Genomic DNA, 12,890 nt, shown 5'->3' on the forward strand with positions numbered 1-12,890 from the left:
CACGCAGCGGCGCCTGCTGCCTTCTCTCTTCCAAGGACCCGTGATGCGCAACACGCTCTACCTGTCGATCATTCTCGCCCTGTCTCCCTGCAGCGTGCCGCTGGCCTTCGCCGCCGGTGCCGATGGCCTGGAGGCGCGTGTATCCACGCCGATCGCGGCGCAGCCGTTGGCGCGTGCGCTGGAGCAGTTGTCGCGCAGTTCCGGGGTGCAGTTCCTGTACTCGGCCGGCGGTGATGCCCGCATGGCCGGTGCGGTGCCGCGCGGTGCCACCGTCAGGCAGGCGCTGGACGCGCTGCTGGCAGGGACCGGCCTGGGTTACACCGTGGTCGATGGCAATGTCATCGCCATCGATCCGGCACCCGTAAGCAACGCGCCGAAGCCGGCCGCGCCGAAGCCGCGCGAGGCCGAGGCGGTGGTGGCGCCGACCCTGGATACGGTGAAGGTGATTGCTGCACATGAGGTCATCGACCAGAAGAAGTCGTCGCCGGTGATCAAGGATTCGGTGGTCTACGACGAAATGGACAGCTACGGCGACGAGACACTGGCCGAGAGCCTGATGGCCGCTCCAGGCCTGAGTGCGGTAGAGGATGCCGGCGAGCCACGTTACGTGACCGTGCGCGGCGTGCAGGCCAACCTCAACTACACCACCATCGATGGCATCGCGATTGCCAGCGTGGGAGGCAGTGGCTCCGGTGAGCGCATGAACAACCTGCAGCTGATTCCCAGCGACATCGGCACCCGTACCGACATCTACAAGAGCTTCAGTGCGGAGCAGGCACCGGATGCGATCGGCGGCGTGATCGACATCATCAGCCGCAGTGCCTTCGACCGGTCGGGCAAGTACGTGTTTGCCGATGTGGCAGGCATCTATTCCACCGCCGAGACCAACGTCGAGCGCAGCGCAGGCGGCAACCACGAGACCCGGGGCCACTTCGGCAAGAGCGCCAAGATGGTGTTCTCCAACCAGTTCGGCGTCGACCAGGAGTTCGGCATCGTTGCGGTGGCACGCTATGAGCAGCGTTCACGCAACAGCGTCAAGCGCTGGGTGGAGTCGAACTACTACTACAACGACGCTGGCAAATACCTCACCGACGGTACCACCGGTCCGGACGAGGCCAAGGGCTGGAACGGGCTGCGTGCGCCTGGCAACTTCAGCACCGGCACCTATACCAACTTCATCACCAACTTCGGTGGCTCCGCCAAGCTTGAGTGGAAGCCCTCGGATGATCCGTTCTACGCATCGCTGCTGCTGTACTCGTACCGGTTCTACGAGAACTCGACGATGAACAAGACTGATCTGTACGGCAACGCCAAGTTTCCGATCCGCAACCAGACCGAGGACAGCGGCACGACCCAGATCAACAGCATCTACATCAAGAACCGCCACGACCGCTGGGACCGCAGCAACCGTGGCGCCATCGCCAGCTTCAACTGGGACATGGGCGACCGTTCGCGGCTGACCCTGCGTGGCGGCCATACCGAAGAAACCTTCCACAACAACCAGGTCTACTGGGGCGTGCGCGCCTACCCAAGCAATCTGTTCGTCGACTACGAGAACGACAGTCACGGGTTCCCCAACGCGGTGGCGGTTTCCGATTCCAGCCTGCTGACCAGCTCGGCGTTCAAGCTCAACCCCGCGCAGGCCTATGTCTCCCCGCGCGATGCCAAGGAGAGCATCGACAACCTGCGCGCCGACTTCAGCTACAACATCGACGCCGATGCGCGTGGCTTTGGCCTGGCCACCGGTGCCGAATACCGCCACCTGAAGATCTGGCAGGACATCGACTTCGATTACTTCAAGAGCAGTGCCACGCTCAACGATTACCTGTATCCGGGTTCGACGCTGCTGGGCAGCGTGCCGGGCTTCCCGCTGATCGACAACCGCAAGTGGAACGAGGAACTGCTGCCGAAACTGGGCAGCAACAATGCGGCGTATCCAAATGCCAACTTCACCAGCGACTACAAGTACGTGGAGGACATCACCAATGCCTATGTATCCGCGCACTATGCCTGGGACCGGCTGCTGCTGATCGGCGGCCTGCGCTACGACCACACCCGCTTCGATGCCTACAGCCCATTCAGCGATGATGGCGGCACTACCTATACCTCCGCCTTCCGCAACACGAGCGGTGGCTACAACAACCTGCTGCCTTCGTTGAATGCGACGTTCAAGCTGAGCGAGGACCAGCGCCTGCGCTTCTCCGCCAGCCGCACGCTGGGCCGGCCGACGCCGAGCAACATCGCCCAGGCCACCAGCACCAGCTGTGGCGATGACGAGGAGGGCAGGGGCTTCTGCACCATCAAGCAGGGCAATGCCGACCTGCAGCCACGCCGTTCCACCAACATCGACCTGGCGTGGGACCTGTATTTCAACGGCAACAACGGCCTGGTCTCGGTGGCGCTGTTCGACAAGGTGATCAAGGACGACATCTACACCCTGACCACCTTCGAGAACGTGGGCGATACCCGCTACCGGGTGACCCAGCCGATGAACACCGATGAGTCCACGCTGCGCGGCGTCGAGTTCGCGGTGGCCAACCGCAACCTGCAGTGGGGCCGCCAGCGTTTCGACATGTACTTCAACGCCACGCGGCTGGAAGGCCAGACCAACTACCGCATCACTGATGGCACCGAGCGCCGCCTGGACCGCCTGCTGTACCAGCCGGACTGGTCGCTCAACGGCTCGGTGATCTGGCGCATGCCGTGGAAGAGCGCGCAGCTGCGCCTGTCCGGCACTTACCGCAGCCGGATGCTGGTCGACTTCGGCGACACCCAGTGGCTGGATTCGTACTACGACCCGTACATGACCTTCAACATGGGCTTCAGCCACAAGGTCAGCAAGCACGTGACGCTGAAGTACGAGGCCAAGAACCTGTTCAATACCCAGCCGACCTACAGCACCGGCCCGAACGGGCGCTTCCGTACCGAGATCGACGACTACGGCCGCTTCTTCTACTTCCACATCATCTACAACTGAGGGCACAGCCGTGGATACGATCAATCGCAGGCGATTCCTGGCCCTGGCCGGCCTGTCCGCTGCCGGTGCCTGGATGGGCACGGCACACGCGCTGGCCGCGCAGGCCGATGCCACCGCGCTGAACCCGCGCAACCTGCTGGCCAAGCCGCGTTTTGCCAGCACACCCTTCACCCTGGGCGTGGCCTCGGGTGATCCATCGGCCGATGGCATGGTGCTGTGGACGCGCCTGGCGACCGAGCCGCTGGTGTTCGGCGGTGGCATGCCGGCCCGGCCGATGCGGGTCGAGTGGCAGCTGGCAGCAGACGAAGGCATGCGCAAGGTGGTACGCCAGGGGGCGGCGATGGCGCATCCCGAACTCGGCCACGCCGTGCACGTGGAACTGTACGGGTTGGCGCCCGGACGGCCCTACTGGTACCGCTTCACCGTCGGTGGCCACGCCAGTGCGGTCGGCTGCACCCGTACGCTGCCCGCAGCCACGGCCGTGGTGGACCGTGTGCGCTTTGCGGTGGCCGGTTGCCAGCACTACGAAGAAGGCCACTACACCGCGTGGCGGCGCATTGCCGAGGAGCCGCTCGATTTCGTCTTCCACTACGGTGATTACATCTACGAAGGCGAAAGCCAGCCGGGCCTGCGGAAGATGAACGGCCAGCCGTTCACCAACCTGCGCAACCACGTGGGGCCGCAGACCTACACGCTGGACGATTACCGCCGCCGCTACGCCCAGTACAAGAGCGATGCCGACCTGCAGGCCGCGCATGCGGCGGCACCGTGGTTCGTCACCTTTGACGACCATGAAGTGGACAACAACTGGGCCGGTGCCGGAGACCAGGATGACACGCCCAGCGAAGTGTTCCTGCTGCGTCGCGCACAGGCGTTCCAGGCCTACTACGAGAACATGCCGCTGCGCCGCTCGGCATTCCCGCGCGACGGCCACATGCAGATGTACCGGCGCGCGCGCTACGGCACGCTGATGGATCTGCACCTGCTCGACACCCGCCAGTACCGCAGCAAGCAGGTGAACATGGCGCTGCGTGAGGAGGTGGAATCGGCGGAGCGCAGCATTGTGGGGGCGAAGCAGGAACGCTGGCTGTTCGACGGCCTGGGCGATGCCGCACCGCGCTGGCATACCGTCGCCCACCAGGTAGCGCTGGGCAACTACATGCGCGAGAAGGACGGGGTGGTGCAGTCGTCCGACGACCAGTGGTCAGGCTATCTGGACAGCCGCCGGCGCCTGCTTGACCACATCCAGAAGGTGGGCTTCGGCAACGTGGTGACCGCCTGCGGCGACGCGCATCGCCACTATGCCAGCGATCTGGTGCAGGACCACCGTGACTCGGGTGTGATCTCCAGCGAGTTCCTCGCCACGTCGATCACTTCCGGCGCCGATGGCCAGGGTGTGGACGCGTATGCCAGGAACCAGCTTGCGCACAGCCCCTATCTGAAGGCGACCACCGACAAGCGTGGCTACGTGCTGTGCGATGTCACCCGCGATGCGTGGATCGGCGACATGAAGACGCTGGATACCGTGATGCAGCCGAATGGCGCGGTGCAGAGCTGGAAGCGCTATGCGGTGGAGCATGGCCGGCCAGGGTTGCAGGAGGCCTGAATCTATCGGTCAACCCTGTAGAGCCGAGCCCATGCTCGGCTGCTCTTTGATAACTGACCGGAAAAGCAGCCGAGCATGGGCTCGGCTCTACAGAGATCCTTCAATCGTGCTCGAACCGCAGTGGTTCGCTGCCCATCGCCGGGTCACTGGTGCCGGGGCGCCCGTCCTCGGCACGGCCGGCCAGGCGCAGGACATTTTCACCTGCGCTGACCTGTAGGTCATACCAGCCGGCGGTAGGCGTTGCATCCCACGCCAACGAAGTCTCTGCATGCGCCGGCAGCGCCACCGTCTGCTCCGGCATGTGTCCGGCATAGGCGCCAGCCTGCACACGCACCTGCTGCGCGCTGTCATCCAGGTTGCGCAGGTGCAGCCGCAGTTGGCCATCCGTGCGATCAATTGAAGCCTGCACGGCAGGATCCTTGGCCGCCCCCTGGAAGTGGCGGTGGAAGCCGTTTGGGCCCAGCAGCCACAGGTCATAGCGGCCCTGGGCATCGAGCGGCCAGCGCTCGCGCAGCGGCATGTCCGGCAGCAGCGTGTAGCGGCGTGGCACCGCATCCAGCCGCAGCCGGTCGTAGACATGCAGCACCGCCGCCGCACCTTCGCAGGCCAGCGCCAGATCCACGCCCGAGGCGTCGACCGCAGCAATCGCTGCCTGCGGCCGATAGGGCAGGGCGCGTGCAGGGCGTACGCCGCTTTCCTGCTTCGCTGGCTTCAGCCCCTCCGGCAGCGCCGGCACGGTACGCCCTGGCAGCGCCGCCGCTCGTGCCGCCACCGCGCTTACATCGGGCAGGCCGCGCACGAACGGGCGGATATCGCGCTGGGCGAAGTCGAAGGCGCCCGTCAGGTCACCGCAGACCGCTCGGCGCCACGGCGAGATGTCCGGCGCGGCGACACCAAAGCGACGTTCAATCAACCGTATGACCGAGGTGTGGTCGTACACCTGTGAATCGACCCAGCCACCACGGCTCCACGGCGAGATGACGTACAGCGGCACGCGCGGGCCGAGACCATACGGGCGTCCGCGCAGCTCGGCAGCATCGTACTTTTCATCGCCCGGCGCGGGATGACGGTGATACTCGCCCTCGGTGCTGACCGACGAGGCACCTGCCCATCCACCGTTCACCGGTGAGGGAGGGGCAGGTGGTGGCATGTGGTCGAAGAAGCCGTCGTTCTCGTCGAACATCAGCAGCAGGGCGGTGCGGCTCCACACCTCCGGATCGGCGGTCAGCGCGTCCAGCACGCGTGCGGTATAGGCCGCACCCTGTGCCGGGCTGGAAGGGCCAGGATGCTCGCTGCCCGCGGCATCGGCGATGATGAAACTGACCTGCGGCAGGTGCCCACCGATCACGTCCTGGCGCAGCTGCGCCAGGCCACGCGTGCTGACCCCGCGTGCGCGCAGCTGCGGGTCATGCCCCGGCGCAGCGCGATGGGCCTGGCGGAATGCCTCGAAGCCGGCCAGCGGGTTGTCCGTGAAGTTGTCGGCCATGTCCTGGTAGATCTGCCAGGACACGCCGGCGTTCTGGAGGCGCTCGACATAGCTGGTCCAGCGGTAGGACGCCGGGTGCCCGCCCTGTTCGGGGAAGTTGTCGTGCGAGTTGGCGATCACCGGGCCGCCAGCACGCGCGTGTGCATCATTGTGGCCGGTCCACAGGAATACCCGGTTCGGGTTGGTGCCGGCCTGCATCGCGCAGTGGTACGCATCGCAGAGGGTAAAGGCATCGGCCAGCGCGAACTGGAACGGCAGGTCGCTGCGCTGGAAGTAGCCCATCGAGTGGTTCTGCTTGGCCTTCGGCCAGTGCCCCATGCGCCCGTGGTCCCAGGCGCGCTGCGCATCGGGCCAGGTGTGTGGCGTGCCTTCCACCCGCATGTAGCCGAAGTGCGCGGCGGTATCCAGCGGGAAGGGCGCGATCGCACGCTTGCCGCTGGCATCGGGCTGCAGCCACAGGCTGCGCACGCGGCCACCGGCCTGCAGCGCGGCAGCCGGGGCCACGAAGCGGTCGCCGAAACCACGTACACCCGGCAGCGTGCCGAAGTAGTGGTCGAACGAACGGTTCTCCTGCATGAGCACCACGATGTGCTGCAGGTCTTCGAGGCTGCGCGTCTGCGCGGCGGGGGCGATCGCTGCGGCCCGGGCGATGCTGGGCAGCAGCGGGGAAAGGCCGGCGGCAACGCCGGCCTGCAACAACCGGCGTCGGCCGATATCGGTCACTGGCTCACTCACAGGTCCACGCGGAAGGAGATGCCGACGGTGCGCGGAGCGCCGATGAAGGCGTTGTCACGGCCGTCCACCCCTGCAAGATACCGCTTATCGGTGAGGTTGCTCACCACCAGGTTGGCACCCATGCCCTTCAGGCGCGGCGACAGGCCCTGCAGGTCGAAGCCGATGTTGGCGTTGAACACGGTGGCCGAGGGCAGCTTGTTGACGTTGGCGGCATCGAGGTAGCGCGTGCCGAGGTAACGGCCGGAGAGGCCGAAGTTCCAGTTGGCGCCCTGCCAGTCGGCCGACAGCACCAGGGTGTTCTCCGGCTGGCCGATCACCTTGGCACCGTCGACGATGCCCAGCTGGGTATCGCGCGCGGCGTTGCCGCTGCCGAGGTACTTGGAGCGGTTGTAGGTGTAAGCCGCGTTGATCCGCCAGCCATTGTCCCAACCATAGCCGAACGCCGCTTCCAGGCCGTTGCTTTCCACGCCACCGAAGTTCTCGTAGACGCCGTCGGTCTCGCCCAGGTAGTCGATGCCGCTGACGAAGCCCGCGGGCAGGTAGACGATGCGGTTGTCGAACTTGATGTTGTAAAGCGTGACCGAGGCGGTCAGCGGCCAGCGGCTGATGCGCATGCCCACTTCGATGTTGTCGGCGGTTTCGGGCTCGACGTTGCGGAAGCGCTGCGGGTCGGTCTCGCCAAGCACGCCGGACGGAATCGCGGCGAAGTTCTGCGAGAAGCCGGCGAACAACTCCATGCCTTCCACGCCGGGTGCCCAGGTGAAGCCGGTGGACAGCAGTGGATCGGACTTGGAATCGGAGGTGACGTGCTCGCTGGCACCGATCACGCGGCGGCGCGACTGGTCGACGAAGAACTGCTTGACGCCCAGGCGCGCGCTGAACGGACCGAAGCGGGCCACGTCCTCGACGTAGTACATCTGCTCGTCGACCTTGTATTTGTCCTCGAACTGCACCCAGTACGGCTGATGGTCGAAGTCGATGCTCTGGCCGACATTGAGTAGGCGATGCCAGTCGCGGCGTGCCGAACGGTCCAGCTTCTCCACCCACAGGCCGCCACGGATCGTGTTGTCGACCGCGCCGAAGGTCTGTCGCCACTCGACATCGGCGGTCACGCCCATGCGGTCGTTGTCGTAGTGCGTGTGGCGATACGACTGCGCGCCCAGCACGTTGCCGGCGTAGCAGTTCGGATCATATTCGGCGGTGAAGCCCAGCCGTGGCGTGCAGCTGGCCAGGCGCTGCGCGGCGCTGCCGTCGGGATTGACGAAGAAGATCTGGCCACGGTTGCTGCCGCCGTACACGGTCTTTCCACCGATGTACTCCGACTCGGGGCGGCCCGCACCGTCATCGCTGACCTGCGCCAGGTAGGGTGGCAACCAGTCGCCACGGCCCTGCATGCGGTGCCCGTAGGCGGCCACCGAGGTCTTGAATCCATTGCCGCCGTCAAAGGCTGCGCGAAGGTAGCCGAAGGTGTTCTCGCGCAAGGCGCGCGAACCGGAGCGGTAGTTCTGGTCCAGGTACGGAATGCCGGTGAGGGTGCCGACCAGGTTGTCGCGCTCGGGATTGGTCGCGAACCCCTTCGGTGAGACGCTGGTGTATTCCGGCTCGTCGGCATCGTTGTAGGACAGGTAGCCGGTCAGGGTCCAGCGGTCCAGTTCGGTGATGAACTTGCCGGCGATGTGGTCGTTGCTGGCGTGGCCGGTGCCGTCGATCCAGTCGTGCACCTTCGAGGAGGAGGCGCTGACCCAGGCGCGGGTGTGGCCGCCGAGCAGGCCGGTGTCGTAGCGTACGTAATACTTGCGCGCATCGTTGTCACCGGCACCGACCACGAAGCGCAGGCGACTGTCCTGCAGCGGGTCGCTGGTGAGGAAGTTGAGCGTGCCGCCCAGCGCTTCGTTCGAGCGCGAGGAGATATCAGCGGTGCCCTGGCTGACTTCCACCGTCTCCAGGTCGAGGGTGTCGATGTAGCGGTTGGCCAGTGAGCCGCCACCGTAACCTGAGCCGCCATTGGGCAGGCCGTCGATGGTGGTGCCGATCTGCTGCGTATCGCGGTTGGTGACGAAGCCGCGCATGCTGATCTGCGTGCCCCACACCGACGAGCCGGTGGCATCGGCCTCGCTGACCACCACGCCCGGCACTTCATTGAGCGCGTCGTTGACGCTGCTCATCACCGTCTGCCGGTTCAGCGTTTCCGCGCGCACCGAGGTCTTGGCGTAGCTGGTGGCCTGGCCGATCACCTGTACCTGGTCCAGGGTACGGGCGTCAGTGCTGCGCGCTTCGGCCGCGTCGCCCTGCGGTGCTTCGGCCAGGGCGTCCAGGGCGGGGGCGATCAGCAGGGCCAGCAGCGAGACACGGGGAAAGCGCGCAATCGTTCGCATCGAAACCGGACCTTCAGAGGGAGGAAACCCCGGAGTGTCGGCAGCGCCAATGACATCGGCATGACGTGACGATGCAGGAATCGTGTTATGCGACGGCCGGCACCTGCTGCCTGCTTCAGTACCGCGCGTCCTTGGGTTTCGGGTCGCGCGGCCAGTCCTTGGCCTTGTTGGCGAAGTCCGGCCGGGGCTGGTTGATGAAGTAGCTGGCGATGTCCACCGCATCCTGGTCGGGCATCGCCTGCTGGCCCAGTGGTGGCTCGCGGGTCACCGCCGGTGGCATGTTGTGCTTGACGAAGCCGGCGGCCTTGTACAGGCGCGCCATGCCGGCGCCGATGTTGAAGCTGTGGTCGCCCCATAGCGGCGGGAAAGCGATGTCACCGCTGGCGTCGCGCCGTCCTTCGCCGTTGTCGCCATGGCAGGCGGCGCACTGCACGGCGTACAGCGCCCGGCCGCGGACCGGGTCCGGGGTCAGCGTGCTGTCGATGGGCCCCTCACTGGGGGCGGCCACCTTTGCACCGTCCGGCACAGGACTGCTCAACCACGCCATGTAATCGAGCATCGCGCGCATCTGCGGTGAGTCCTTCGGCAGCGGCTTGCCGTTCATTGAGCGCTGCAGGCAGCCATTGATGCGCTCGGTCAGCCCGATCACCTTGCCCGGACGCGGCATGTAGCGCGGATAGGCGCCGCCGCCGGTATTGAAGTAGTGATTGCCGAAAGGCCGCTTGCCCTCGGCCATGTGGCACGAGTTGCAGTTCAGATCGTTGCCGACATTGTCCGGCAGCAGCCGTGCGGTCTCGTTGAGGATGCGGCGGCCGAGCATCACGGATTCGGCATTGCCGAGCCCAGCGATTTCTTCGGCGCTGGGCGCATGGTAGTGGCCGACCACCTTGCCCTGCGCATCGAGGATATCGATCGTGCTGGCCACGGCGGCATCCAGATCCGGGTACAGATGACGGTAGGCGAGGGTACCGGCGCCGGCCAGCACTACGAGGGTGATCGCACTGCCAATCAGCAGGCGGGAACGCGTGCGCGAACGCTTCATTGTGCGGCCTCCTGCGGAACGTAGTGCACCGGCTTGTCGCGCACCACCCGGCGCATGCGCGCCACGTCGACCTCGCTCACCGCGCTGGCCTGGTTGCCCCAGCTGCTGCGGATGAAGGTCAGGATCTGTGCCAGCTGCGCATTCGGTAGCTGCTCGAAGCCGGGCATGGTGAAGGCCATGCGGTCGTGCGGGGTATGCGGCGTGCGGCCGCCGATCAGGGTTACCTGTACCAGCGAGCTGGGATCGTCAGCGAACACGATCGAGTTGCCGGCCAGGGCCGGATAGACGCGCGGCATGCCGCGCCCGTCGGCACGGTGGCAGGCCTGGCAGTGCTCGGCATAGGCCAGCGAACCGGCCACGCGGTAGTTACCGCTGCGCAGTGCGGCGGTGGTGGTGTCGGTACCGGGCGACCACTGCGCACTGCGGCCCTCACGCGCCGGCAGCTGTTTCAGGTAGCGGGCCATGGCCAGCAGGTCGGTGTCGGACAGGTACTGCGTGCTGTGCTCGACCACGTCGGCCATGCCACCGAAGGCTGCCGATCGATCGGTGCGGCCGGTGCGCAGGAAGTCGACGATCTCGTCCTCGCTCCAGCTGGCCAGGCCGGTCGATTCATTGCGCAGGTTCTTCGCATACCAGCCTTCCAGCACCGAGCCGGACAGGAACTGGCGGCTGCCATCATCGGCCATCGCCTTTTCCTGGAACGCCAACCCGCGTGGCGTGTGGCAGGCGCCGCAGTGGGCCAGGCCTTCCACCAGTTCGGCGCCGCGCTGTTGGCTGGCATCCAGCGACGGATCCGGGTTGAACGTGCGCGGGCGTGCGAACAGCAGCTGCCACCAGGCCAGTGGCCAGCGCATGTTGGCCGGCCACGGGATCGTGCTGTCGGCGTTGTCCTGCTTCACCGGCTGCACCGAGCCCATGAAGTAGGCGTACAGCGCCTTGATTTCGGCGTCGCTGGCGATCACGTACGAGGCGTACGGCATGGCCGGATACAACGGCTGCCCATCGTGACGGATGCCGCGACGTACCGCGCGTTCAAAGTCGGCGTAGTCGTAGGCACCGATGCCGGTCTGCGGATCGGGCGTGATGTTGGTCGAGTAGATCGTGCCCATCGGCGTCTGCATGCCAAGGCCACCGGCGAACGGCTTGCCGCCGGGCGCGGTGTGGCAGGCGGCGCAGTCCGCGGCGCGCGACAGGTACTGTCCCTGCGTGATCAGCGTCGGATCGTGGATGTCGACCTGCGCCGTCTGTCGCGGTGCGAACCAGTAGGGCGTGGTGCGGGCGATGCCGTAGGCGGCGGCCAGCGTGGCGGCCAGGGCAATGGCGAGCTTGAACGAGGTGCGCATGGCAGCACTGTGGGCAATCCCGCGCGCGCGTTCATTGATCCGGATCAATGACTGAACGGATACAGCTTGTACACCAAGCTGAATCGTTCCTGCGTTGTCATCAAGCCGTCATCCGCGCGCGATAGATGGCCCACGCCCGCGTCGCTAACCTGCCACGCTGTCGCACCTTTTCCCCGATTGCCCATGAAGCGCCTGCTGCTGTTGTTGCTGGCGTGCGCCGGCCTGTGGCTGGCTGCATGCTCGTCCTCGATCAATGCCTCGTCCACCTCGCTCGCCGATCGGCTGATCGCGCCGGGTGGCGTATCGACCCTGCTCGATCGTCCGCGCATTGCTGCGGCCATTGCCGAACTGCCCAATCGCCACGGCTTCGCGCCGGGCCGCGATGGCGTGCCGATCTTCTGGCGTGTGTTCGATCCTGGCGATTACGGCGCGCGTTACCACTACCTGCCGCAGCGCCACGAGAACGGCCTGCCGCTGGATACCGGGCTGAGCCTGGCGGTACCGCAGCCGTTCCGCGCACAGGCGCCGCGCGGCACCGTGGTGCTGCTGCACGGCTGGATGATGAACGGTGATTCGATGCTGCCGTGGTCGCTGCAGCTGGCCGAATCCGGCTACCGCGTGGTCACGCTCGACTTGCGCAATCATGGCCAGTCCGGTGCGGGGCCGTCCGGCTATGGCACCTACGAATCGGACGATGTGGTCGATGTGATCAACGAGCTGCGTGCGCGCGGCGAAGTGACCGGCCCGCTGTATCTGTTCGGCGTGTCGTATGGCGCGGCCACGGCGGTGTTCACTGCCGACAAGCTGGGGGACCAGGTGGAAGGCGTGGTGGCGATGGAATCGTTCGCCAACGCCGGCGTGGCCATCCGCACGATGATTCCGCACCTGATGGGGCTGCAGCCGGAAGGCTTGAAGGCGCAGGCGGTGGCCTCCTACGCGCGCTGGCGCTATGGCGGCCAGGACATCAACCAGGTGATCGCCGCCGCCAGCCGGCGTATCGACGTTGATCTGGACCGTGTGGACGTGGCCCGCGCGCTGGCCGATACCCGCGCCTGCGTGCTGCTGCTGCACGGGCAGGGCGACCAGCACATTCCGGTCAGCCAGGGCCGCGAACTGGCCCAGGCCAACCCGCGCGCGCACTACATCGAGATGCGCGGCGAGGATCACATCACCCTGCCGCTGCGGCTGGACCTGCTGGCCGGCGTGGTCGACGACTGGATGGCGCGCGACGAGCACCATCCGCAGAGTGCCTGCCCGGCACCCCAGCTGCCGGCCCAGGCCGAGTGGCTGACGCGCAGCTGAGAAAAGGGGACGGAGGGGATTAAG

General features: G+C 66.2%; 7 protein-coding genes. 3 read left to right on the plus strand and 4 right to left on the minus strand.

Annotated features, from left to right (window positions below):
- The first annotated feature begins 43 nt into the window (after positions 1-43).
- Positions 44-2,977 carry a TonB-dependent receptor gene (locus tag AC5P57_RS04820; RefSeq protein ID WP_099554298.1) on the plus strand — a complete coding sequence of 978 codons (2,934 nt, stop codon included), beginning with the start codon at positions 44-46 and terminating at the stop codon, positions 2,975-2,977.
- 10 nt (positions 2,978-2,987) lie between these two features.
- Complete coding sequence (locus AC5P57_RS04825; RefSeq protein ID WP_099554296.1) at positions 2,988-4,583, plus strand: alkaline phosphatase D family protein; 1,596 nt, start codon at positions 2,988-2,990, stop codon at positions 4,581-4,583.
- A gap of 100 nt (positions 4,584-4,683) precedes the next feature.
- On the opposite strand, the gene AC5P57_RS04830 is transcribed toward AC5P57_RS04825, so the two are convergent.
- The 4 genes from AC5P57_RS04830 to AC5P57_RS04845 all read right to left on the minus strand — a co-directional run bounded on the left by AC5P57_RS04830 (position 4,684) and on the right by AC5P57_RS04845 (position 11,564).
- Positions 4,684-6,792: a phosphocholine-specific phospholipase C gene (locus AC5P57_RS04830; RefSeq protein WP_099554294.1), complete on the minus strand. Its 2,109-nt coding sequence runs from the start codon at positions 6,790-6,792 to the stop codon at positions 4,684-4,686.
- 8 nt (positions 6,793-6,800) lie between these two features.
- The gene (locus tag AC5P57_RS04835) at positions 6,801-9,179 is read right to left on the minus strand and encodes a TonB-dependent receptor (RefSeq protein ID WP_099554292.1); all 2,379 of its coding nucleotides are present in this window, start codon (positions 9,177-9,179) and stop codon (positions 6,801-6,803) included.
- A 115-nt stretch (positions 9,180-9,294) separates the two neighbouring features.
- The gene (locus AC5P57_RS04840) at positions 9,295-10,221 is read right to left on the minus strand and encodes a c-type cytochrome (RefSeq protein WP_099554290.1); all 927 of its coding nucleotides are present in this window, start codon (positions 10,219-10,221) and stop codon (positions 9,295-9,297) included.
- On the minus strand, positions 10,218-11,564 hold the full coding sequence (locus tag AC5P57_RS04845) for a c-type cytochrome (RefSeq protein WP_099554288.1): 1,347 nt from the start codon (positions 11,562-11,564) through the stop codon (positions 10,218-10,220). Before AC5P57_RS04845 ends, AC5P57_RS04840 begins: the two co-directional genes overlap by 4 nt.
- Positions 11,565-11,747: 183 nt before the next feature.
- Between AC5P57_RS04845 and AC5P57_RS04850 the strand changes: the two genes are divergently transcribed.
- Positions 11,748-12,866 (plus strand): alpha/beta fold hydrolase, encoded by a 1,119-nt coding sequence (locus AC5P57_RS04850; protein ID WP_049412666.1) that lies wholly within the window; start codon positions 11,748-11,750, stop codon positions 12,864-12,866.
- Positions 12,867-12,890: the final 24 nt, after the last annotated feature.

The sequence above is a fragment of the Stenotrophomonas sp. YJH_SMC_79 genome, assembly GCF_059367995.1.

Bases quoted from the DNA above. Each gene is read 5' to 3' on its own strand.
- AC5P57_RS04820 (WP_099554298.1), top strand. From the start codon at position 44: ATGCGCAACACGCTCTACCTGTCGATCATTCTCGCCCTGTCTCCCTGC.
- AC5P57_RS04835 (WP_099554292.1), bottom strand. From the start codon at position 9,179: ATGCGAACGATTGCGCGCTTTCCCCGTGTCTCGCTGCTGGCCCTGCTG.
- AC5P57_RS04840 (WP_099554290.1), bottom strand. From the start codon at position 10,221: ATGAAGCGTTCGCGCACGCGTTCCCGCCTGCTGATTGGCAGTGCGATC.
- AC5P57_RS04845 (WP_099554288.1), bottom strand. From the start codon at position 11,564: ATGCGCACCTCGTTCAAGCTCGCCATTGCCCTGGCCGCCACGCTGGCC.
- AC5P57_RS04850 (WP_049412666.1), top strand. From the start codon at position 11,748: ATGAAGCGCCTGCTGCTGTTGTTGCTGGCGTGCGCCGGCCTGTGGCTG.